General features: G+C 59.6%; 20 protein-coding genes. 6 read left to right on the top strand and 14 right to left on the bottom strand.

From position 1 onward, the window contains the following. Nucleotides 1-63: 63 nt before the first annotated feature. The 13 genes from gap to ABF859_RS10165 all read right to left on the bottom strand — a co-directional run bounded on the left by gap (nt 64) and on the right by ABF859_RS10165 (nt 16,163). Nucleotides 64-1,083, bottom strand: coding sequence for a type I glyceraldehyde-3-phosphate dehydrogenase (gene gap, locus ABF859_RS10225; RefSeq protein WP_415527675.1), 1,020 nt, complete (start codon nt 1,081-1,083; stop codon nt 64-66). Nucleotides 1,084-1,149: 66 nt separating this feature from the next. Further along, on the bottom strand, nt 1,150-2,550 hold the full coding sequence (locus tag ABF859_RS10220) for a sugar porter family MFS transporter (RefSeq protein ID WP_415527673.1): 1,401 nt from the start codon (nt 2,548-2,550) through the stop codon (nt 1,150-1,152). Between the two features lie 108 nt (nt 2,551-2,658). Next, nucleotides 2,659-4,308, bottom strand: coding sequence for a 4Fe-4S dicluster domain-containing protein (locus ABF859_RS10215; RefSeq protein ID WP_415527672.1), 1,650 nt, complete (start codon nt 4,306-4,308; stop codon nt 2,659-2,661). Between the two features lie 43 nt (nt 4,309-4,351). Then, nucleotides 4,352-5,278 carry an electron transfer flavoprotein subunit alpha/FixB family protein gene (locus ABF859_RS10210; RefSeq protein WP_415527671.1) on the bottom strand — a complete coding sequence of 309 codons (927 nt, stop codon included), beginning with the start codon at nt 5,276-5,278 and terminating at the stop codon, nt 4,352-4,354. After that, nucleotides 5,278-6,039, bottom strand: a complete 762-nt coding sequence (locus tag ABF859_RS10205; protein ID WP_415527670.1) for an electron transfer flavoprotein subunit beta/FixA family protein — start codon at nt 6,037-6,039, stop codon at nt 5,278-5,280. Before ABF859_RS10205 ends, ABF859_RS10210 begins: the two co-directional genes overlap by 1 nt. Before the next feature lie 14 nt (nt 6,040-6,053). After that, entirely contained in the window at nt 6,054-6,911 is an 858-nt protein-coding gene (locus ABF859_RS10200) for a sugar phosphate isomerase/epimerase family protein (protein WP_415527669.1), read from the bottom strand. Beyond that, entirely contained in the window at nt 6,911-8,062 is a 1,152-nt protein-coding gene (locus ABF859_RS10195) for a dihydrodipicolinate synthase family protein (protein WP_415527668.1), read from the bottom strand. The genes ABF859_RS10200 and ABF859_RS10195 overlap by 1 nt, the downstream gene beginning before the upstream one ends. 8 nt (nt 8,063-8,070) lie before the next feature. Continuing rightward, a complete protein-coding gene (locus ABF859_RS10190; RefSeq protein WP_415527667.1) occupies nt 8,071-8,838 on the bottom strand; it encodes a 3-ketoacyl-ACP reductase in 768 nt (255 codons plus the stop codon). Beyond that, entirely contained in the window at nt 8,835-9,977 is a 1,143-nt protein-coding gene (locus ABF859_RS10185; RefSeq protein WP_415527666.1) for an acyl-CoA dehydrogenase family protein, read from the bottom strand. The genes ABF859_RS10190 and ABF859_RS10185 overlap by 4 nt, the downstream gene beginning before the upstream one ends. Before the next feature lie 110 nt (nt 9,978-10,087). After that, on the bottom strand, nt 10,088-11,350 hold the full coding sequence (locus tag ABF859_RS10180; RefSeq protein ID WP_415527665.1) for a glycerate kinase type-2 family protein: 1,263 nt from the start codon (nt 11,348-11,350) through the stop codon (nt 10,088-10,090). Between the two features lie 40 nt (nt 11,351-11,390). Beyond that, nucleotides 11,391-12,962, bottom strand: a complete 1,572-nt coding sequence (locus tag ABF859_RS10175) for an acyl CoA:acetate/3-ketoacid CoA transferase (protein WP_415527664.1) — start codon at nt 12,960-12,962, stop codon at nt 11,391-11,393. A 118-nt stretch (nt 12,963-13,080) separates the two neighbouring features. Further along, nucleotides 13,081-14,676: a GMC family oxidoreductase gene (locus tag ABF859_RS10170; protein WP_415527663.1), complete on the bottom strand. Its 1,596-nt coding sequence runs from the start codon at nt 14,674-14,676 to the stop codon at nt 13,081-13,083. After that, nucleotides 14,676-16,163, bottom strand: coding sequence for an aldehyde dehydrogenase family protein (locus ABF859_RS10165; protein ID WP_415527730.1), 1,488 nt, complete (start codon nt 16,161-16,163; stop codon nt 14,676-14,678). Before ABF859_RS10165 ends, ABF859_RS10170 begins: the two co-directional genes overlap by 1 nt. A gap of 366 nt (nt 16,164-16,529) precedes the next feature. Here ABF859_RS10165 and ABF859_RS10160 point away from each other — a divergent pair, with 366 nt between their 5' ends. Further along, complete coding sequence (locus ABF859_RS10160; protein WP_415527662.1) at nt 16,530-17,168, top strand: TetR/AcrR family transcriptional regulator; 639 nt, start codon at nt 16,530-16,532, stop codon at nt 17,166-17,168. 272 nt (nt 17,169-17,440) lie between these two features. Further along, nucleotides 17,441-17,647: a cold-shock protein gene (locus ABF859_RS10155; RefSeq protein WP_024717199.1), complete on the top strand. Its 207-nt coding sequence runs from the start codon at nt 17,441-17,443 to the stop codon at nt 17,645-17,647. 185 nt (nt 17,648-17,832) lie between these two features. Here ABF859_RS10155 and ABF859_RS10150 read toward each other — a convergent pair whose 3' ends face one another. Further along, nucleotides 17,833-18,909, bottom strand: a complete 1,077-nt coding sequence (locus ABF859_RS10150) for a saccharopine dehydrogenase C-terminal domain-containing protein (RefSeq protein WP_415527661.1) — start codon at nt 18,907-18,909, stop codon at nt 17,833-17,835. A gap of 121 nt (nt 18,910-19,030) precedes the next feature. On the opposite strand from ABF859_RS10150, the gene ABF859_RS10145 reads away from it, so the two are divergent. From ABF859_RS10145 to ABF859_RS10130, 4 genes are all read left to right on the top strand, one after another. Continuing rightward, complete coding sequence (locus ABF859_RS10145; protein ID WP_415527660.1) at nt 19,031-19,459, top strand: Lrp/AsnC family transcriptional regulator; 429 nt, start codon at nt 19,031-19,033, stop codon at nt 19,457-19,459. A 109-nt stretch (nt 19,460-19,568) separates the two neighbouring features. Then, nucleotides 19,569-20,549, top strand: coding sequence for an ABC transporter ATP-binding protein (locus tag ABF859_RS10140; RefSeq protein WP_415527659.1), 981 nt, complete (start codon nt 19,569-19,571; stop codon nt 20,547-20,549). Further along, on the top strand, nt 20,546-21,370 hold the full coding sequence (locus ABF859_RS10135; protein WP_415527658.1) for an ABC transporter permease: 825 nt from the start codon (nt 20,546-20,548) through the stop codon (nt 21,368-21,370). Before ABF859_RS10140 ends, ABF859_RS10135 begins: the two co-directional genes overlap by 4 nt. Nucleotide 21,371: 1 nt before the next feature. Continuing rightward, entirely contained in the window at nt 21,372-22,196 is an 825-nt protein-coding gene (locus ABF859_RS10130) for an ABC transporter permease (RefSeq protein ID WP_415527656.1), read from the top strand. Nucleotides 22,197-22,290 lie beyond the last annotated feature (94 nt).

Below are 22,290 nucleotides of genomic sequence, written 5' to 3'. Positions count from 1 at the left end.
ACCACAGGGAGGAGCGTCTTTCATATTGCCCGACAGGGCAACTCCGGCAAAACGGACTTATCCCTACAGGGAGCCCATCAGGACTGCCGTATCGATCATCCTGTTCGAGAAACCCCATTCATTGTCATACCAGCTACAGATATGGATCATCTCTCCATTGCGGATCAGAGCGGTCTGCGTCGCATCGAAACTGGAGGATGCGGCGCTGTGATTGAAGTCGCTGCTGACCAGAAGGCCATCACAGTAATCCAGTATGCCCCCAAGTGCTCCCACGGAAGCTTCCCGAAAAACCGCATTGACCTCATCGACAGAGGATGGCGCGCGGAAGGGGGTGAAGTCCAGCGCCACCATCGAGACATTAGGGGTGGGAACACGCAGCGACGATCCGGCCAGCCGTCCCGCAAGATGCGGCAGAACGAGATCGATGGCTTTGGCCGCACCCGTGGATGTCGGCACCATGTTCAGCCCGGCTGCCCGCGCACGTCGCAGATCGCGATGTCTGCGATCCACGATCTGCTGGTCCCCCGTATAGGAATGAACCGTCAGCATGTAACCGCACTGGAGTCCGAACGCCTCATCCGCGACCTTGACCAGCGGGGCCAGACAGTTGGTCGTGCACGAGCCATTGGAAATGACGGTCATGTCCGGTTTGAGAGCGTCGTTATTGACACCGTACACGATCGTCGCATCCGCATCACTTGCCGGAGCGGAGACAAGAACCTTTCGCGCGCCGGCCTGAAGAAGGGGCTGGACGGCCTGCTTTGATGTGAAGAGGCCAGAGCACTCCATCACCACATCCACCCCCTCGAGACGAACCGCCGAGGGGTCGCGTTCCGAAGAGATGCGGACTGGCCCATAGGTCCGACCATGCGCCTGAATTGTCAGTTGATCTCCCTCAAGATGGATTTTCCCTGAAAATTTCCCGTGGATACTGTCGTAGATAAACATGTGGACCTTGTCTTCGATGCTCCCCGGACCATTGATGACAACGGGAACAATGTCATTCCGTCCGCTCTCGATAATACTTCTCAAGGTCAGACGGCCTATCCGTCCAAATCCATTGATCCCGATCTTGACTGACACAATCCTGTCTCCGTCTGGGGCCCTGGGACCAGGGCCCGTCCTTTGTGGGTGAAGGCCGGCCTGCGCTTACAGGCCGATGCGATTGAGGGGTTTTCCTGACATGAGGTTCCGCTCGATCTGTTCGAGGGAAACGCCGCGGGTTTCCGGCACGAATTTCATTGTCACGAAAATGAATGCGAGATTCAGGAGGGCGTAGAGCCAGAAGGTCTGGGCACTTCCCAGCGTCGTCAGAAGCGTGAGGAAGGTCAGACCAACAATCATGTTGGTGCCCCAGTTGGTGAAGGTCGAGCACCCGATACCGAAATCACGTCCCTTCATGGGCTGCACTTCGGAGCACAGGATCCACACCAGAGGCCCGGCGGAAAACGCAAACCCGACGATGAAGCACAACAGCATCGCAACAGCCGCATAACGCGCCAGATCGCTGTTCCCCGTCCCGAAATACAGCAGCATTCCGACCGTAAACATGCCAAGCGCCATCATGATGAAGCCTGCGATCAGCATGGGGCGCCTGCCCCAACGATCGACATATCCGATGGCGATGAACGTGGAGAGCACATTGACCAGCCCCACGATCACCGTGCCCCACAGGGCCGCACTGGTGCCGAAGCCCGCCATCTCGAAAATATGCGGCGCGTAGTACATGACCACGTTGATGCCGGTGAACTGCTGGATCGCCTGAAGGGCGACACCCAGATAGACGGCACGGCGAAAATTCGGGTTTTTCCTGAAAAGCGTATAGCCGCCATCCGACTGGGCAAGCTGGTCGCGGATTTCGCCAATCTCGTTTCTGGCATGCACATCATTGCCGCGCAGACCGTGCAGAACGTCAAAGGCTTCCTCATGACGGCCCCGCAGAACCAGCCATCGCGGGCTGTCCGGCAGGAACAGGACACCGATCAGAAAGAACACGCCCGGAATCCCGACAATACCCAGCATCCACCGCCATGATCCCGAATAAGCCAGCAGGGCATCGGAGATGAAGGCCACCAGAATGCCCACCGTAATCATGAGCTGGTAGACGGAAATCAGGGCCCCGCGATGCTGCTGATGGGCGATTTCCGAAATATAGAGTGGAGCGGTAAAACTCGCGACGCCGATCGCCAGTCCGAGAACCACGCGCCCTCCGATCAGGACGGGAACGGATGGCGCCAGAGCGCAGAGTGCGGATCCGGAAATGAAGAGCAGTGCCGAGATGATCAGCAGCTTTTTGCGGCCCAGAATATAGGACAGCCGTCCACCAAACAGGGCTCCGAGCGCGGCGCCCACCATCATGCCGGAGACAATGCATTCCTTGCCGAAATCATTGACCTGAAACTCGATACCGATGAATTTCAGCGCTCCGGATATGACACCCAGATCCAGCCCGAACATCAGACCTGCCACCGCAGCCAGTGTGGCTACCAGGGCACTTCTGCCGTTGAGTGAAACGCGCGGAACGCCTTCTATAACGCCAACGTCACTCATAACCGTGTTCCTTTTCTTGGTCTTCTTCTGTGATCGGAAGAAACACTTCGGCAGCCATGGATTCCGAGTTCTGCATGGATGCCGTTACTTTGATCTGATCTGTAAAACTCACATATTCGGGTAATTCGGTCCGTCCCCGCCCTGCGGCGGCGTCCAGAGGATGTTCTGGGACGGATCCTTGATGTCGCAGGTCTTGCAGTGCACGCAGTTCTGGAAATTGATGTGAAAGCGTGGCTTCCCCGCATCCTCGACAATCTCGTAAACCCCGGCCGGGCAGTAACGCTGCGCAGGCTCGGCATAGACCGGCAAATTTACCGTGATCGGAACATCAGCGTTCCTGAGATTCAGATGGCAGGGCTGGCTCTCGTGATGATTGGTGAACGAAAACGCCACGTTGGTTGTCCGGTCGAAACTCAGCTTTCCATCCGGCTTGGGATAGGCAATCGGGGAGAAATCCGCAGCCTTCCCCGTCGCCGCTGCATCCGTTTTGTGATGATGCATTGTCCCGAACAGCGGTGCCCCGGTCAGAGACGCCGTCCACATATCCAGACCACCCAGCACGATCCCGCCTGCAAGCCCGAATTTTTCCCAGAGCGGTTTTACGTTCCGGACGGTCTTGAGATCGCAGGCGACCGGCCCTTCTCTCAGGGCAGCTTCATACGCCGTGAGTTCATCACCACTCCGGCCGTCCCGGATCGCCGCATGAGCGGCTTCGGCAGCTTCCATTCCCGAATAGATGGCGTTGTGACTGCCCTTGATGCGCGGGACATTCACAAGACCGGCTGAACATCCCAGCAGCGCGCCACCGGGGAAAACGACCTTTGGAATGGACTGCCATCCCCCTTCGGAAATGGCACGGGCGCCGTAAGCGATCCGCTTCCCGCCTTCCAGCAGTCCCGCCATCAGCGGATGATGCTTGAAACGCTGGAACTCGCGATACGGGTCGAGATAGGGATTTTCGTAGCTCAGATGCACGACGAACCCGACGCAGACCTGATTGTTATCCAGATGATAGATAAACGCGCCACCACCCGCATTGCGACCCAGAGGCCAGCCCATCGTATGAACGACCGTGCCGGGTTTGTGCTGTGCCGGGTCCACCTCCCAGATTTCCTTGAGACCAATCCCGAATTTCTGCGGGTCTTTGCCGTCCGAAAGACCATAACCCTTCATGACCTGAAGCGCTAAAGATCCCCGTGCACCTTCGGCAATCAGCACATATTTTCCTGCCAGGATCATGCCGGGTTCGTAATTCTCGCCCGGCGTACCATCGGCATTCCGCCCGAATTCGCCAGCGACCACGCCCCGGACTTCGCCTTTCCCGCCATAGACAAGCTCACTGGCCGCCATTCCGGGAAAGATCTCGACGCCAAGCCCTTCGGCCGTTTCGGCAAGCCAGCGACAGACATTTCCCAGCGAGACGATGTAATTTCCATGATTGTTCATGAAAGGCGGCATGAGCCAGTTGGGAAGACGTGTCTGTCCCTTCTCGCCCAAGATATAGAAGCTATCCGTCTTCACCGGCACGGTGATCGGCGCGTTCATCTCCCGCCATTTTGGCAGCAGGATGTTGAGCGCGCACGGATCAATGATCGCGCCGGAGAGAATATGGGCACCAACCTCGGATCCCTTGTCCAACACGACGACGGACAGGTCGGGGTCAAGCTGTTTGAGACGGATGGCAGCGGACAAGCCTGCTGGCCCGCCCCCGACGATGACGACATCATAGTCCATGCTTTCGCGCTCAATGGCCGTCATGACTTTTCTCCCTGTCCGAAGGTGATCCCGAGGCTGCGCATGGTCAGATCTTTGCTGTCAGCTCAGGCAGGATGGTGAACAGATCCCCGACCAGTCCGTAATCGGCGACCTGGAAGATCGGCGCGTCTTCGTCCTTATTGATCGCCACGATGATGCGGGAGTCCTTCATGCCCGCGAGGTGCTGGATGGCGCCCGAGATGCCAACCGCGAGATAAAGATCCGGCGCCACGACCTTGCCGGTCTGCCCGACTTGCCAGTCATTGGGTGCGTACCCGGCATCAACGGCCGCGCGGCTTGCACCGACCGCCCCACCGAGCTTGTCTGCAAGGGTCGTGATGGTGTCGAAGTTTTCCTTCGAGCCGATACCGCGGCCTCCGGAGACGATGATTTTCGCTGAGGTCAGGTCCGGGCGTTCGGTAGCGACTGTCTTGTCCTCGATCCACTGCGACAGGCCGGGATCAGCCGGGACACTGACGGCTTCGACAGAGCTACTTCCACCACCCTGCGCCGCCGCGAAGGCTGCCGTGCGGACCGTGAAGACCTTGATGGGATCGGAAGAACGGATCGTCTGGATCGCATTGCCAGCATAGATCAGCCGCTCGAACGTCTCCGCGTCCTGCACAGCCGTGACCTCGGATAGCACCATGACGTCCAGAAGTGCTGCTACACGCGGCAGGACGTTCTTGGAAAACGCCGTCGCTCCAGCGGCGATGTGACTATAGTCCCTGGCCAGCGAGACGATCAGCGCGCTGACAGGCTCGGCAAGGCCGTGCGCCAGAGACGCATCGTTCGCAAGAAGAACCTTCGACACGCCCGCCAGTTTTGCCGCCTCGTCGGCCGCAGCCGCGCAGTTCTCACCCGTGACGAGAACATGCACATCGGCCAGCGTGGCAACCGCCGTCAGGGCCTTGGCGACCGTATCCGTTCCCAGACGCCCTTCATTGACTTCGGCAAGTAGCAGAACAGACATCAGAGGACTCCTGCTTCATTCTTCAGTTTGGACACCAGCTCATCGACGGACCCGACTTTCACGCCAGCCTGACGCTGCGGCGGCTCGACCGTCTTCAGAACTGTCAGACGAGGGCGAACCGCGACGCCGAACGTGTCGAGCGACACTTCTTCGAGCGGCTTCTTCTTGGCCTTCATGATGTTGGGCAGCGCCACATAGCGGGGTTCGTTCAGACGCAGATCCGTCGTCACCACTGCCGGAAGCTTCAGCCTGATGGTCTGAAGGCCGCCATCGACCTCACGGGTCACGAGTGCAGACCCGTCCTCGACCGTCAGGGCCGAAGCAAATGTGCCCTGCCCCCAGCCCAGCAGGGCGGCGAGCATCTGGCCGGTCGCGTTCATGTCGTTGTCGATCGCCTGCTTGCCCGCGATCACAAGGCCTGGCTGTTCGTTCGCGACGACCTTGCTCAGGATCTGCGCCACCGAGAGCGGCTCCAGATCCACGTTCACGTCATCGGTTGCCGTCACGAGAATGGCGCGGTCCGCTCCCATGGCGAGGGCAGTCCGCAGCGTATCCTTTGCCTGCGCAACCCCGATGGAGACGACCACCACTTCGGTCGCAACCCCTTTTTCCTTGAGACGAATGGCCTCTTCGACCGCGATTTCGTCAAAGGGATTCATGGACATCTTGACGTTCGCCAGATCAACGCCAGACCCATCCGGCCGGACCCGGATGCGGACGTTGTAGTCGACGACCCGTTTCACAGGGACGAGGATCTTCATGATACTCTCCGTTCTCAGCAGATATCGCGGAAGCGCTGTATCATCACATCCAGCACTTCGGCCGGATCGCGCTTCCACCAGTTGTTTGCAGAAAAAATCTCGACTTCGCAGAACCCGGCATATCCCGCGCGTTCCACACCCGCGCGCAGGCCTCTCAAGTCTGCCACGCCGTCCCCCATCATCCCGCGATCCAGAAGAAAATCCGTCGTGGGAACCAGCCAGTCACACAGATGGAACCCCATGATGCGCGTCCCTGCCCGTTCAAGCTGGCGGGGCAGATCGGTGTCCCACCACACGTGATAAACATCGACCGCCACACCCAGCATGTTGGAATTGAGGACGTCGCAGATATCCAGGGCGTCACGCAGCGTCGGCAGGCAGGAGCGATCCCCGCCATACATCGGGTGCAGCGGCTCCAGCGCCAGCTTGACGTCCCGTTCGGCGGCGTAATCCAGCACCGCAGACAGACGATCCGTGACAATATCGAGGCTCTCCCTGACCCCCTTGGTGCCGGGCTCGACGCCGCCCACCACGATGGTCAGGATTCCCCCCCCCAGATCGGCGGTTTCGTCGATGGAACGACGGAAATCATCCATGACCGCCTGCCGCCCGTGTGGCGCCAGAGGCCCCACAAGAAACGGCGAGCGGCACAGCCCCACGACTTCCACTCCGGCCTGCCGGGCGTGCTGCCCGATGGCCGAAGCCCGGCCCTGAAGTTCCGGACGCCAGAACACGATACCACCGATACCGCGCTCGGCGCAGGCGTCGATCGTCCGTTCAGCGGACCATCCGGCCCCTGCCCCCGGCATGTTATGGCCGAGGGTCGCAGTATTCAGGGCCAGCGCGGAATGATCGTGGGTGAAGTCGCGCATCAGTCGGCCCCGTAGAGCGACAGAAGCGACTTCATGCGGCGGACGGCCAGTTCCGGATTACGGAGCAGACCGCAGCCATCCGCCAGCCGGAAAATGTCCGTGAAATACGGCAGAGGGCGCATGGACTGCGCACCGCCCAGCATGATGAAGTGATCCTGAAAGCCGTTCAGCCAGGCCAGAAACACGACGCCCGTTTTGTAATACTGGGTCGGAGCCTTGAAGATCACCCGGGCCAGCGGAACCGTGGGGTCCAGCGCCGCACGGAAAGCGGCCTTGTCGCCTTCGCCGAGTTTGCTCACCGCATAGGCGGCCAGCGGCGCCAGCGGATCGAACACACCCAGAAGCGCATGGCTGAAGCCCTGCTCGTCGCCTTCGATCAGTTCCGGGTAATTGAAGTCGTCCCCGGTGTACATTTTCACGCCTGCGGGAAGCAGACGGCGCATCCGGATTTCCTTGTCCTTGTCGAGAAGGGAAATCTTGATGCCGTCCACCTTGGAAACGTTCTGCCCGATCATTTCCAGCACGGTTTGCAGCGCCTCATCGAAGCTGTCCGTGCCCCAGTATCCGGCGAGGGCGGGATCGAACGCTTCGCCCAGCCAGTGCAGGACGACCGGTTCGTCACAGGCGGAGAGCACTTCGCGATACACGCGCAGATAATCCGCCGGGCCTTTCGCAACCCGGACCAGAGCCCGGCTTGCCATCAGGATGATCCGGCCACCGACGGCCTGGATGGCTTCGACCTGTTCCAGATAGGCGCGGATAACTGCGTCCACGTCCCGCACGGCTGCCGGGTCCAGATGGTCGGTGCCGCAGCCATTGACGACATCGGCGTCGGCCAGTTCCGCCTTCGTCCGGCGGATCAGTTCCAGCGCCATCGGCCAGTCCAGCCCCATGCCGCGCTGTGCCGTATCCATGGCTTCGGCGATACCCAGTCCCAGACCCGCAAGATAGCGGCGGAACGCCATCGTCTTGTCCCAGTCGATGGCCCCGGGGCCGGATGGCGCGCTGCCCGTATAGGGGTTGGCGACGACATGCGCTGCGGAATAAACGATGCGCGCCGGATTGCGGCCCAGTGTTCCTGTCGGTGCGGGTGTTCCGATCAGGTGATAGTCCGTCTTCCGGCCGGTTTCATCGGGAAGAATGATTTTCATGACCGTTCTCAGAAACGCGGCACAAGCATTCCGGCATCCGCCGAAATCACCTGGCCTGTGGTGTAGGGAAGTCCGCCCGAAGCAAGGGTGGCGATAATGCCGCCCATGTCTTCGGGGTCGCCAACGCGCGGCAGCAGGGTCAGTCCGTCTACGGCACGCTGGCGGTACTGCTCGATCACGGCAGCCGTCATGTCGGTGGCGATCAGACCGGGCTGGACGTCATAGACCGCGATGTTTTCCGGGCCGAGCCGCACAGCCAGAGCCTTGGACACCATCGCCGCGGCCGCCTTGGACGCACAATATTCGGACCGCTGGACCGCCACGGCCGTGGCGTTGGACGACGTCACATTCACGATGGAATGAAACACGCCCTCGGGTCGCGGACGGGACAGAAGCAACTTTGCAAAAGCCTGCGAGAGGAAAAACAGTGCCTTGGTGTTCACCGTCAGGCACCGGTCCCAGCTCGCTTCGCTCACATCCAGCAGGTCACCGCGCCGAAGGACGCCGACGCCCGCGTTGTTCACGAGCGTCGTCAGCGGCCCGAGCTCCGCCTCGACCTGCGCCAGCCGCTCCGCATGAACAGACAGATCCGTGATGTCGAACGGGAGCGCCATGACGGACGCTCCAGTTTCGGACAGACGACTGACGGCCGAACGCAGTTCCTCATCATCGAACGGCCCGTTGACCGCTAAAGCGAAGCCCCGTTTCGCCAGAGCCTGCGCCGTGGCGAAACCGATGCCCCGTGAGGAACCGGTAACGAGGGCGACCTGTCTCATGCCCGTGCGCCTTTACGCAGGAGTTCGCGGGCGATGATCATGCGCTGGATCTGGTTGGTGCCTTCGTAGATCTGGGTGATCTTGGCGTCGCGGTACAGACGTTCGACCTCGAAGCCACGGATATAGCCCGAACCGCCAAAAACCTGCACGGCATCGGCCGTCCGGGCCACGGCCATGTCACCGGCAAAGCACTTGGCCATGGAGCACGAGCGCGTGGCGTCCTGCCCACGATCGATCTTCGTAGCCGCTGAATGGACCAGAAGTCGTGCGGCCTCGATGTCCTTGGCCATATCGGCCAGCAGCCACTGCACGCCCTGGAATTCGGAGATGTGCTTGCCGAACTGCTTGCGCGTTCCGGCGTAGTCCACAGCCGCTTCAAGACCGGCCTGCGCGATCCCGACGGCCAGAGCCGCGATCCCGACGCGGCCCTTGTCGAGCACGCTCATCATCATATGGAAACCACGGTTCATCTCGCCCAGCAGCGCCTCGCTGCCCAGACGGACGTCCGAGAAATCGAGCGCGCCGACCTGGCTCGCCCGCTGGCCCATCTTGTGTTCTTTGGGGCCGCGTTCGACGCCCTTGGCATGCAGATCCACGATGAAAATGGACATGCCCCGGTTGCCCGCTTCTTTGTCGGTACGAGCGAGGACGAAGCCGGTATCGGCGACCGGTGCGTTATGGATCCAGATCTTGCCGCCGTTGAGAACCCACCCGTCACCGTCCCGGACAGCCGTCGTGCGGATACCGGAGACATCGGTGCCAGCCTCAGGCTCCGTGATACAGTAGGCGACCTTGCGCTTCATGGAGAGGATGTCGGGCAGCATTTTCTGCTGTTCCGGCGTTCCGTGACGCACCAGAAGCGTGGAGATCAGCTCCACCAGACCGCACTGGTCGGCCACGCTGGCATAGCCGCGGGACAGCTCTTCCATCACGACCGCATAGGTCAGAGTATCGAAGCCTGGTCCGCCCAGTTCCTCGGGTACAGCAATGCCGAACAGGCCCAGCTTGCCCATTTCTTCATAAATTTCTGCGGGGAAGCGTTCTTCGCGGTCCAGCGCCTCTGCGGCGGGACGGATGACATTATCCACGAAAGAGCGTGTCGTTTCGCGGACTTCTTCCTGCATTTCGTTCAGAAACATAGCCGACTCCACATAAGTAACTAACTGGATAGTTACCGATAAAACTGTTAAAAACTACGGCTTTCGCCACGCTTGCCGATCAATCATTATTGAAGCTTTCCGAGCCGGTCCTAGCGAACCAGTACGGCTCTGAAATCATTAACATTTGTCCCGGTTGGCCCTGGAACAAACAGATCTCCCAATGCCTCGAACGCGGTGTAGGCATCGTTTTCCATCAGAAGATCCGCAGGGTTGAACCCTTTGTCTCTCAGACGTTCCATGCTGGCACCATCCGCGAACGCACCGGCATTGTCTTCGGAGCCATCAATGCCATCCGTATCGGCAGCCAGAGCCGAAAACGGCAGACCTTCCGCCGCCAGGGCAAAGGCCAGCAGGAACTCGGTATTGCGACCGCCCCGGCCACCCTCTCCGCGTATGGTTACGGTGGTCTCGCCGCCAGACAGAATGACGACCGGTCGCCGGAAAGGCCGTCCGCGCAGAATGATTTCCCTCACCAGAGCTGCATGAACCTTGGCGACGTCCCGGGACTCGCCTTCGATCGCATCCGACAGGATCACGGGATAGATCCCCGCCTGCCGCACCTTTTCTGCCGCTGCTTCCAGCGACAGATGCGCCGAGGCGATCACGCGCACCTCGTTCCTGCTGAACACCGGATCAGTCGCCAGTGGTGCGCGGCCTTCTTCTCCGTCCAGCCAGGACTGGATTTTTGCTGGCAGGCGCAGTTTCCACGTCTTCGCCAGACGACGTGCGTCTTCCCGCGTTCCCAGATCCGGCACTGTAGGCCCGGAGGCTACCTGCGCGGGATCGTCAAAAGGAACATCTGAGACGACCAGGGACACGACCTTTGCAGGGGCCGCAGCAGCCGCGAGGCGGCCCCCTTTGATACCCGAGACCTGCTTGCGGATGCTGTTCATGACGGAAATCGGCGCACCGGACGCGAGCAGAACACGGTTCAGTTCAGCCTCGTCCTCAAGCGTCATTCCGGGTGGCGGCGATGGCAGCAGAGCCGAGCCACCCCCGCAGACAAGCGCCACGACGAGATCGTCCGGCTCCAGCCCTTTCACCGCCTCGAAAAGCGCCTCCGTAGCTTTCAGGCCAGCCTCGTCCGGCACCGGATGAGAGGCTTCCAGCACACGGATGGACTGCGTCGGGCAGACATTCCCGTAACGCGTGACCACCACGCCGCTGAGCGGGCCTTTCCAAACGCGCTCGAACGCCGCCGCCAGTTGCGCCGCGCCTTTTCCCGCGCCAACCACAACCGTCCGTCCCTTCGGGGGCTCGGGCAGATGTGCTGCCAGGATCTGCTCCGGCTCGGCCGCGCCAACCGCGGCGTCGAAGAGTCCTGTCAGAAACATGCGGTCCTGAAGCATCATGGTCAGTTCCTGTCTGTCCGTCTGGCGCGAGGGGTGAAGGTCACAGCGGCAGTCCCATGGGTTCATCACGGAACAGGGCCGCATCCATCTCTCTCAGATCGGGCGACACCTCGAGGTGAGCCGTCGCCTGATCCAGAATGTCCCGCTGCAAGTCGATCCCCGGCGCGATTTCAGTGACCGTCAGCTTGCCATCCAGCAGCCTCAGAACGCAACGCTCCGTCACATAAGTGATCTCCTGCCCTGTCTCGGTCGCACGCGCTCCCGAAAAGCTGACCTGCGACACTTCGGGCACGATCTTTGCGATCCTGCCTTCCTTGTCGATCACAAGACGACCGTCCTCGATATGCATTTTCGCCCCGGCATTGAAATTGCCCGAGAAGATAATGCGCTTTGCCCGCGCCGTGATGTCAACGAACCCCCCGGCCCCCGCCGTACGATGCGGGGTTGCGGCGAGACGGCTGACATTCACCGATCCGTTCTGTCCAATCTCAAGGAAAGACAGCAGGGAGCAGTCGAAACCGCCTGCCTGAAAATAGGAAAACTGGTGCGGCGACGCGACGAAGGCCTCGGCGTTACTCGCGCAACCGAACTTGAAGTCCAAAAGCGGGATACCGCCCACGGCACCCTGCTCGATGACCCAGGTGACCGCGCCATGTCGTCCTTCTTCCAGCAGAATACGCGGAACATTGGCGGAAATGCCGAAACCGATATTCACGGCCCAGCCCTGTTTCAGTTCCTGCGCAACGCGGCGCGCCATGACTTTGGAAGGTCCGAAATCCGGGATATCGAACGTCGAGAGCGGGCGGAAAATCTCGCCCGAAATGGCGGGATCGTAAGCCGTAGCGGTTGTCTGGAGCTGCTCCGGTGCCTCAACGATCACGTCCACCAGAATACCCGGCACCTTGACGTCATGCGGCTTCAGAGTGCCCTGCGCTGCCACACGGCGAACCTGCGCAATTACCAGACCGCCATTGTTATGGGCCGCCAGCGCCATTTCCATGGCACCAAGCGTGGCGCCTTCCTGCTCAAATGTCAGGTTGCCGTTTTCGTCTGCGGTCGAACCGCGAATGATCGCCACATCCGGACGCAACGCCGGAAAATACAGCCAGTCCTCGCCCTCAAAATCCATGTGACGGACGAGCGGATTCTGACGCGCCGTTTCATTCATCGCGCAGCCGTCACGCTTGGGGTCCGCGAAGGTATCGAGCCCCACCTTGGTCAGCACGCCGGGATGCTTTGCAGCCCCTTCCCGCAGCATGTCAAAAATGACGCCGGACGGGACATTATAGGCGGCCAGATCCTCCGCCTGAATGCGCTGCCAGATCAGCGGCGGCTCGGCATTGCTCGGCCCCGAAGGATAGGAACCGCCAATGATTTTCGTGATCATGCCGGGACGAGCGAGATGATCCACGCCCTTGGTGCCGAACATGTCGCCCGCAGCAATCGGATGAACGGTTGTCAGCTTCGCCGGCGATTTCGTGGCCTCGAAACGCTGTCCCAGTGCCTCGAGTACCGCGTCAGGACACAGAAGCCCCGATGACGAATTGACGGCAACCATGGCTCCGTCTCTGATGAGGCTCACAGCCTCGGCCGCTGTCCTGACTTTCGTCATGTTCCAATGCTTTCGTATCTAACTGGTTAGTTACTATAATTTCGAATGAAAAAGCCCGGCATGGCACCACGGCTTTTCCGCTATCCTGTGTTTTCAGAGACTGCGGGCAGGTCCCGGTTCAGGCATTCCCCTGAATAAAATCCGCAGCCCGCTCGCCAATCATGATCGTCGCTGCATTCGTGTTCGACCCCAAAAGGGAGGGCATAACCGAACTGTCACAGATCCTGATGCCTTCGAGACCATGTACCTTCAGGCGAGGATCAACGACGGACATGTCATCCCGGCCCATCTTGCAGGTGCAGGTCGGGTGATAGGACGTCCGGCCATGCTCCCGCGCATAGTCGCGATACATCTGCATCGTCGGCTGTTTACCGCTAAAGAAACAGGTTTTCCGGATATGCTTCTGCAGGGATGGCTGGGAAAACATCTCATAGCTCAGTCGCACACCTTCCGCAGACGTCTCAAGATCCGCCGGATCTCCGAGGAAATTGGGATCAACCATCGGATTGAGCCTCGGATCTGCCGAGCGCAGCCGAACGGTTCCGCGTGACTTCGGACGCAGCACATAGCTGTTCAGCGTGATCCCCGAAGCGCCTTTCGGGACAGACGTCACACCCGCTTCCGCACCAGCTCCTGCAAGGAAATGAAACTGAAGGTCCGGAACGCCCGACGATGGGTTCGAGTACCAGAATGCACCGCCCTCAACGACATTCGACGCAACAGGACCAGAGTTGAACATCGTGTATTCGAGCCCGGCCCACAGCATCCAGTGCAGCTTCCTGTATTTGTCGAAGCTTTCGTCAGTCTTGAGTTCCGCCACGATATCCACGCCGAAATGGTCCTGAAGGTTCTCGCCCACACCCGGCAGATCCTGAACGACGGAAATACCATTTTCACGCAGATGCGCAGCAGGCCCAACGCCAGACAGCATCATCAGCTTGGGCGTTCCGATCGCACCGGCCGTCACCAGGATTTCCTGTGTCGCCTCAGCCGTCTCAAGAGTGCCGTTCGCAATGTACTGCACACCCGTGGCCCGCGTTCCATCGAAGACGATCTTCAGGACCAGCGCCCGCGTCACGACCGTCAGGTTTTTCCGTCCCAGAGCTGGCCGCAGATACCCCACAGCCGTCGAGCAGCGCCGGTTGTTCCGGATCGTCATCTGATAGATGCCCGCCCCTTCCTGCGATGCACCATTGAAATCCGGATTATAGGGCAGCCCCAGTTCCTGACAGCTCTGCACGAACGCCCGGCTCGTCGGGTTCGGCTCTGCAAGATTGGAAACCCCGAGCGGCCCATTCGTCCCGTGCCAGCCCCCCGAAAACACGGCGTTGCCTTCCGAGCGGATGAAATACTTCTGGATATCCCGAAAGCTCCAGCCATCCGCCCCTTCTGCCGCCCACCGGTCGAAATCGGAAGGGTGTCCCCGGGTGAAGACCTCCGCATTGATGGACGATCCACCCCCCAGGACACGGCCCTGAACATAGGGAATCTGCCTGTTGTTCGCGTGCTTCTGGGGCTCCGTCAGGAGATCCCAGGTGTGTGGGCCAGTGGTCATCTTGGCGAAGCCGACCGGCATATGAATCAGAGGATGCGTGTCCCGCCGGCCGGCCTCGATGAGGCAGACACGGACGGACGGATTTTCGGAAAGACGGGCTGCGAGAACACAACCAGCCGAACCACCACCGACAACGATGTAATCAAAACCGCTCGTCATTACGAAATCCAGTGCGAACGTTTGCCAGTCTCGATATGGACAGATTTGATCTGCGTATATTCCTCGACGCCGTACAGACCGGCCTCACGGCCCCAGCCCGACTGTTTAAAACCACCCAGCGGCATCTCGGGACCACCGCTCATGATGGTGTTAACCCAGAAACGACCGGCCCGAACGCGGCGGGTTACCGCGAGCGCCTTGTTGATATCCTTGCTCCAGACCGATGCGGCGAGGCCGTAAACCGTGTCATTGGCAATCGCGATCGCTTCATCGACGGTATCGAAGTGGAAGCACGCCAGAACCGGGCCGAAGATCTCGTCACGTGCGATACCCATGGAGGGCTTCACATCTGTGAAAAGCGTGGGCTGGATATACTGCCCCCTTCCAAAATCGACGGCCCCGCCACCGCAAAGCAGCTTCGCGCCTTCCGCCTTGCCCTTTGCGATATAGTCCAGGATCGTCCTGTTCTGCGCTTCCGTCGTAATGGCACCGATCTGCGTCTCGGGATCGAACGGATCACCAACGCGGATCTTTTCCATCTTCGCGACGACCAGGCGCTCAAACTTCTCGGCAACGGACCGCTCAACGATCAGGCGGCTTGAAGACACGCAGCACTGCCCCGTATTAAAGCTGATCCCGAACGCCACGGCATCGGCAGCGTCTTCGAGGTCGCTGTCAGCAAACACGACGATCGGGTTCTTGCCGCCCAGTTCAAGCCCAAGCTTCTTCAGGTTGCTGTCAGCCGCTGCGTGAATGCAGGACTTGCCAACCCCTGTGGAGCCCGTGAACGAGAGCATGTCGATGTCCTGATGCTCGGTCATGGCCTGTCCAACCGTACGGCCCGTACCGGTCACAACGTTGAAGACACCTTTCGGCAGCCCGGCATCCGCAAGGATTTCCGCGAGAAGAAGCGTCGTGGCACTTGTGACTTCGGCCGGCTTGACGACCAGCGTACAGCCGGATGCGAGAATGAACGGCGCCCGTTCGCACAGGATCATGAACGGGAAGTTCCACGGCGTGATCAGACCAACCACCCCGATGGGCTCCCGCAGGACCATGCCGAACAGTCCCTGGCCCAGATTGTTGAACGTGTCACCATGTAGCAGCCGGGCAGCACCGGCAGCCATTTCGAAGCAGGCGATACAATGGTCAATCTCGCCTTTCGCCTGGGTAATGGGCTTGCCGTTTTCAAGGACTTCCCAGTAGGCGATATCGTCTCGGCGCTCGCGAAGAAGTCCCGCAGCCTTGAGAAGAACCGCCGCCCTGTCTGATGAAGGCAGCCCGGCCCAGCTCCCGTTCTCGAAAGCGCGCCGCGCAGCAGCCACTGCCTCATCCAGATCCTCACGGGTGCAGCGCGGAATACGGGTCACGGGAGCATCGTGAGCTGGCGAGGAACGATCGAAAAAATCCCGACCGGACCGCCATTCTCCATCAATAAAAAAACCAAACTCACGTGGCTTTACCGGTAAAGATCCATTTTTTGACATAACATTCATGAAACCTGTTCCTGCTGACTATGGACCTGTCATCTTTTCTACGATGCATGAGCCCGATTTGTACTTTTTCGAACTGAATATCCAACAAATATCACAACACACAGTTCTTATTTACAGACAACCCTCACCTGTATTTGACCGGAGGCAATCGGGTTCCAGCTTCCTAACGCGTAACGCACCATGTAGTTACTTACACATATCGCAGGGGACGACCAGCATGAAATCACGTTGCGTTGATATTTTTTTGCGTTTTGTGTGTGATTTTCTGGAATGCTTTTCTTTTGAGGCGCTTTCCCTCAAAAGAAGCCTCCATGATGCGTGCGGAACAGGCCCCTGATGCCCCCTGAGAAAAACAGAATGCCTTCCTCCACGAAAATACGTGTCAGGGACGCGGAGGCCACGAAATTACGCATTCTCGAAGCTGCCAAAAAGGAGTTTTCGAGAAATGGGCTTGAAGGCGCGCGGGTTGATGCAATCGCTCTGGATGCAAAAGCCAACAAGAGGATGCTATATCATTACTTTAAAAGTAAGGATGGTCTCTTCAGGACTGTTCTGGAAAGAGAATATCTCAACATCCGGACAGAAGAGACAAAGCTTGATCTGGAAAATCTTCCCCCGAGGACCGCGCTTGAAACGCTCGTTCGTTTCACCTGGGAATACTATATCAGAAATCCGGAATTCATTATTCTGGTCAACAGCGAAAACCTGTGCCAGGCCGCCCATATCAGGCACTCCCCTACCCTGAAGACGATCAGCCAGAAATTCGTCCGTCGCATTCAGTTGCTTCTGGATCGGGGTGTGAGGGAAAGTGTCTTCCGGGAAGGCATCGACGCAGCACAGCTGAACATCACCATTGCCTCGATAAACTACTATTATTTTACCAACCGCTTTACGGGTTCGGTAATCTTCGAAAGGGATTTCATGTCTCCGGAGGCGCTGAAAGAAAGAATTGCCTTCAATATCGAAACAGTCTGTCGCCTGGTCTGCAAGAACTGAGTTGGGGCATATATTCCGGATCAATCTCCCCGGAACCTCCAGTTCAGCCCATATTTCAGAAACAGGCCCGCTCACTATTAGGGCGGGTTACAATTCATAATGTGTTGCCCGACATTTTTTCCTTGCATCTGTGAGGAACATAATGTCTATCTGGCTGTGGCAGGTGCTCTTAAGCGAGTTTTCGACGCGTGTTGCGTCATTCGTTCTCCTTAAGCGTTATGATTTCGTGTGTATTTTGTACACGACTGCTATTGTTAAAAAGGAGCCTCGTTATGGCAACAGGCACCGTAAAATGGTTTAATTCCACCAAGGGCTTTGGTTTCATCCAGCCTGACAACGGTGGCCAGGATGCGTTCGTTCACATCTCTGAACTCGAGCGCGCTGGAATGCACACCCTCAACGAAGGTCAGCATGTCTCTTACGAGCTCGAGTCTGGCCGCAATGGCAAAACATCGGCAGTGAGCATCAAGGCAATCTGATTGCTTTAATGCACATTTCGATGTGTAAGAAGCCGCCCGTCAGGGCGGCTTTTTTTATGCTTCAAGACCTGACAAAGCGGCTCCCCGAAACTGAGATGCCCCTCGCAGCGTCTCTGCCAACGGCGTCGGAACTACGCTGGAGCAATCTTCAGGGACAGCAGTGCTGCCCAATGACGGCAGGGTGCTCAATGTTGCTGCTGATAGACCTGCCCGTACCGGTTGGCCAGATAGTCACCCAAAGGGATGTCTTCCTGACGGACGAAACCACTGGAAGGGATTTTTCCTTCAGAGAGCAGATCCAGAACCGCGCAGATGGATCCCGCCGTCGTCAACTGGATGGCGGTGCGGTATCCTCCCATGAAGTCCCGGGCCTGAATGGTGCGGGCCAGGGTTTCCTGCTGCTGCTTTCCATCCCGCGTCCCCGTCACGATAACTGAAAGCACCACCAGATCCTGCGATGTGCCCGGAATGGCATGGGTGAAAATATCCTGAAGAATATGCCGCCGTTCTGACAGGCGCAGATCCGACAGCAGAACCTTCATGATGTCGCGATGTCCCGGGTATCGCATGGTCCGGTAATTGAGTTCCCGAACGCGCCCCTCATAAGTCTCGCAGAGTGACCCAAGACCGCCTGAGGTGTTGAATGCCTCGTAGGTAATGCCATCGACGCCCAGGGTTTCCAGGCCCTCAAGCGCGGGAACAAGGGCACGCCGTCCATTCACGATGGCCTCGCAGGGTTCGATGTATTCGTTGATGAGACCTTCCGTGCTCCAGGTCAGGTTATACCCCAGCGCATTGGCCGGAAACCGCGGCAGTGCCCCCACGCGCAGCCGGATGGTATCGACCTCGTCGAAATGACCTGCCAGATCATGTGCTGCAATGGAGACGAAGCCCGGCGCCAGACCGCACTGGGGAATAAACGCATGCGATGCACCCTTGGCCAGCGCTCTCACATCCTTCGTGGAGGCTACGTCCTCGGTCAGGTCCAGATAATGAACGCCTGCTGTGGCGGCAGCTCTGGCAACAGTCCGCGTCAGATGAAAGGGAAGCGCGGACAGGACCGCGAACTGCCCCTTCAGCACTTCCGGATCAAACCCCTGCGCAATATCGGCCGTCCTGCGGGCAATCCCTTCAGGCAGTCTGAGGCTGTTGAGGTAGTCCGCCTGACAATCGAGCAGCGTCACCCGGTAGCCACCGTGATGAAGAAGCTCCGCAATGGCTGAACCGATCTTGCCCGCACCTGCAACTGTCACCTGCTTCATGGTCATGTCCTGTTCCGGGAGTGTTACGGACAGGATCATGATCGAAGCCGCCGGATCTCAAGGGACAGACTGACACCAAAAAGCCGTTTCCAACGGCAGATTGCCGTCTATAACAGGCAGAATGACGGACCGGATCGACCAAGCCATTCTTGATATCCTGCGTCGCAATGCCCGCACGCCCACAGCCGCGCTGGCCCGCAGACTGGGAATCTCCCGCACCACGCTTCAGGGGCGCATGGAACGTCTGGAGCGACAGGGCGATATCCGGGGCTATACGCTTCTTGAAAGTCCGGATGAGGATCTGGTACGCGCCCATGTCTCGATCGTCATCACGCCCCGCCACAGCCAGAAAGTGGAGCGGGATCTGAAAACACTTCCGGAGTTGCGGGAACTGCACGCTGTCAGCGGAGCTTCGGACCTGATCGCCCTGCTGGGCGCTTCCACAACCGAGAGCATCAACCGAGCCATTGACGATATTGGTCAACTGGAAGGTGTGGAGCGCACTGTCTCCGCCATCATCCTGTCAACACGCTTTCGAAAAGGACGGTGAGTCCGCAGACAGGGAGATCGCGGAGTTTCTCTTTAGAAACGGCTTGATTTCATGAATGTCCGCTGTCCACTCTTCCAGAAAATCCCGCCCCCATCGTTACGGAGCCCTGATGCCGACACCTCTTTCCACTTCTGACGCCATCACGGTCAGGAATCTGCGGAAAACCTACCGGATCCGCGAAGGTGGAAGCTGGCGGGGAAAGACGCGCGATATTGTTGCTCTGGACGGGATTTCCTTTTCCGTCCCGAAAGGCCAGATCGCGGGGTTCATCGGTCCGAACGGCGCTGGAAAATCGACAGCGATCAAAATTCTGTCCGGCATCCTGCGCCCCACGTCCGGAGAGGTGCAGGTCAACGGTCTGGTCCCCTGGACGAACCGCGTCGCGCATGTCGCGCGGATCGGCGTCGTATTCGGCCAGCGCACCCAGCTCTGGTGGGATCTGTCCGTCGGCGAGGGCCTCGCCCTTCTGCGTGACATCTATGGCGTGGAACCAGAGCGCTTCGCCCGCAACCGTGCGCGTCTGGCCGAGGCGCTCGATCTGGGCGGGATCATGGACCAGTCCGTGCGACAGCTCTCCCTTGGCCAGAGAATGCGCGCGGAAATCGCGGCATCCCTCATCCACGACCCGGAGATCCTCATCCTCGACGAACCCACGATCGGGCTGGATGCCCCCTCCAAACTCGCTGTCCGGGCCTTCGTGCATGAACTCTGTCAGGACCGCGGGACCACCGTCCTGCTCACCACCCACGACATGCATGACATCGAGGCCCTCGCGGAGCGCGTGATCGTCATTGGCCACGGCCGTATTCTGGCGGACAGCCCCTTCGAGGATCTGAGGACGACAACCCTGTCCGAACGCATCCTTGAACTCGATTTCCATGGTGCGCCGCCCGATCTGTCGCTTCCCGCCGGTGCCACCGAAACGGACCGTGCGCCACACAGCCTTACGATCACCTTCGATCCGCGCCAGATCCCGGCTCCCGCCCTTGTCGCGCATGTGGGCCATCTGCAGGGTCTGGATGACCTGCGGATCAGCCGCCCCTCGATCGACGAGATCATTACCCGCTTCTATGCGGATCACGCCGCATGAGCCTGCGTCCCTATCTCACGGCCTTTGGTCTGCAATGGAAGATCGGCCTGCGATACCGCATCGCCGTCGTTGCAGGACTGGTGGCACAGATGTGGTTCGGCGCGGTCACGCTGATGGCCTATGCCTCCGTCTATCATGCGGCACCGGACGTGCAGGCCCCGCTCTCGCTGCGACAGGCCATGACCTATACCTGGATCCAGCAGTCGCTCTTCACGCTTCTGCCGCTGGGGTGCCTTCCCGCCATCGGAGATGCCGCCCGGACGGGGGCCATCGTCTATGATCTCCTGCGTCCGGTCGATATGTGGAACTGGTGGCTCTCTGCCAGTCTGGCGCGCCTGCTGGGCAATGCCATCCCCCGCGCGGTTCTGCTGTCCTGCGTTGCCGGACCTCTTGCCATACTTGCCGGGCTCGGGGCCTGGAGCCTTGCGCCACCCGCCGGTCTTCTTTCGGCCGCACTGGCTCTCATTTCCATCACGCTCGGCGCCCTGCTCTCCGCTACCATCGTCATGTGGTGGAACATCCTCACAGCCCGCACCCTGTCCCCGCTGGGCAGCTATGCGGTCGGCACCCCGCTGGCCGTCCTTCTGTCGGGAATGCTGCTTCCCCTGCCCCTCTATCCCGACTGGATCCGTCCTTTTCTCCTCGCACAGCCTTTCGCCGGCATCACCGACATTCCCATCCGCATCTATCTCGGGACGCCCATTCCGGGTGGTACGGCAACCGGTCTGGGCCTCCAGATTTTCTGGCTGACGGCCCTGACGCTTCTCGGACGTCTGTGGATGCGCCAGACCGTGAACCGCCTGGAGGTGCAGGGTGCCTGAAATGCCACAACCTCCCTCCCGCACTCTTGGCCCGATCGGACTGTACCGGCGGATGGCCGGAGCTTCGATCATCGCGCAACTGCGCTATCCCGGCACGTTCGTCATTCAGGCGACGGGCAATTTCGTCACGACCCTGCTCGGCTTCTTCGGCATCTGGAGCCTGTTTCACCGCTTTGGCAGCATTGCCGGATGGGATATCGGCACGGTTGCCGTCCTGTATGGGCTTGTAAACGTGGCTTTTGCCGTTGCGGAAACGCTGGGACGCGGCTTTGAAGTCTTCGGCGGCGAATATGTCCGGACCGGCAGTTTCGACCGCCTGCTCCTGCGCCCACGCTCAACCCTGCTTCTGCTTCTGGGGCACGAACTGCGCCTTCGTCCCATCGGGCGGTTTCTTCAGGGGATGTTCGTCCTCCTCGCCGGACTGTGGCTCGCCCCCCACGTCCAGTGGAGCGCCCTGCTGGTCCTGCCCTGGGCCATCGCGGGAGGTGCGGCCATGTTCCTCGGTGTCCTGATCGGGCAGGCCGCGCTGTGCTTCATCACGGTCGAGGGGCTGGAAGTCGTCAACGTCCTGACCTATGGCGGTGTCGAGGCCGGACAGTACCCGCTGACCATGTTCGGCCGCTGGCTCCGGCGCTTCATCACCTTTGTCCTGCCACTTGCGGCTGTCTGTTACTATCCAGCCCTGTTCAGCCTCAGCCACCCTGACCCGCTGGGTGTGCCGATATGGATCGGAAGCCTCTCCCCCCTCGCCGGTTTTGCCTTTCTGGGGATCATGGTGTTGGTCTGGCACAGGGCGGTGGCGGGCTATGTCTCCAGTGGAAGCTGAGGCCCGTAATTGCCCGGGCCGCGCGCAGGCCCCTGCTTTGAATGTCCCGTCAGTGATGTCGCCTGAAAACAGGCCGATCCACTTGCGAGGATCA

The sequence above is a fragment of the Gluconobacter sp. genome (assembly GCF_047722525.1).
Lineage (GTDB): Bacteria > Pseudomonadota > Alphaproteobacteria > Acetobacterales > Acetobacteraceae > Gluconobacter.
The sequence above is the reverse complement of the archived record's forward strand: the minus strand, read 5'-3'. Positions and strand labels throughout refer to the sequence as shown.

Excerpts from the sequence above, each read along its gene's own strand:
- ABF859_RS10170 (WP_415527663.1), bottom strand. The coding sequence starts at position 14,676 with ATGACGAGCGGTTTTGATTACATCGTTGTCGGTGGTGGTTCGGCTGGT.
- ABF859_RS10205 (WP_415527670.1), bottom strand. The coding sequence starts at position 6,039 with ATGAAGATCCTCGTCCCTGTGAAACGGGTCGTCGACTACAACGTCCGC.
- ABF859_RS10135 (WP_415527658.1), top strand. The coding sequence starts at position 20,546 with ATGAGCCTGCGTCCCTATCTCACGGCCTTTGGTCTGCAATGGAAGATC.
- ABF859_RS10195 (WP_415527668.1), bottom strand. The coding sequence starts at position 8,062 with ATGAAAATCATTCTTCCCGATGAAACCGGCCGGAAGACGGACTATCAC.
- ABF859_RS10215 (WP_415527672.1), bottom strand. The coding sequence starts at position 4,308 with ATGACGGCCATTGAGCGCGAAAGCATGGACTATGATGTCGTCATCGTC.
- ABF859_RS10185 (WP_415527666.1), bottom strand. The coding sequence starts at position 9,977 with ATGTTTCTGAACGAAATGCAGGAAGAAGTCCGCGAAACGACACGCTCT.
- ABF859_RS10175 (WP_415527664.1), bottom strand. The coding sequence starts at position 12,962 with ATGACGAAAGTCAGGACAGCGGCCGAGGCTGTGAGCCTCATCAGAGAC.
- ABF859_RS10160 (WP_415527662.1), top strand. The coding sequence starts at position 16,530 with ATGCCTTCCTCCACGAAAATACGTGTCAGGGACGCGGAGGCCACGAAA.
- ABF859_RS10130 (WP_415527656.1), top strand. The coding sequence starts at position 21,372 with ATGCCACAACCTCCCTCCCGCACTCTTGGCCCGATCGGACTGTACCGG.
- ABF859_RS10190 (WP_415527667.1), bottom strand. The coding sequence starts at position 8,838 with ATGAGACAGGTCGCCCTCGTTACCGGTTCCTCACGGGGCATCGGTTTC.
- ABF859_RS10140 (WP_415527659.1), top strand. The coding sequence starts at position 19,569 with ATGCCGACACCTCTTTCCACTTCTGACGCCATCACGGTCAGGAATCTG.
- ABF859_RS10155 (WP_024717199.1), top strand. The coding sequence starts at position 17,441 with ATGGCAACAGGCACCGTAAAATGGTTTAATTCCACCAAGGGCTTTGGT.
- ABF859_RS10200 (WP_415527669.1), bottom strand. The coding sequence starts at position 6,911 with ATGCGCGACTTCACCCACGATCATTCCGCGCTGGCCCTGAATACTGCG.
- ABF859_RS10145 (WP_415527660.1), top strand. The coding sequence starts at position 19,031 with ATGACGGACCGGATCGACCAAGCCATTCTTGATATCCTGCGTCGCAAT.
- ABF859_RS10150 (WP_415527661.1), bottom strand. The coding sequence starts at position 18,909 with ATGAAGCAGGTGACAGTTGCAGGTGCGGGCAAGATCGGTTCAGCCATT.
- ABF859_RS10210 (WP_415527671.1), bottom strand. The coding sequence starts at position 5,278 with ATGTCTGTTCTGCTACTTGCCGAAGTCAATGAAGGGCGTCTGGGAACG.
- ABF859_RS10180 (WP_415527665.1), bottom strand. The coding sequence starts at position 11,350 with ATGATGCTTCAGGACCGCATGTTTCTGACAGGACTCTTCGACGCCGCG.
- ABF859_RS10220 (WP_415527673.1), bottom strand. The coding sequence starts at position 2,550 with ATGAGTGACGTTGGCGTTATAGAAGGCGTTCCGCGCGTTTCACTCAAC.
- ABF859_RS10165 (WP_415527730.1), bottom strand. The coding sequence starts at position 16,163 with ATGTCAAAAAATGGATCTTTACCGGTAAAGCCACGTGAGTTTGGTTTT.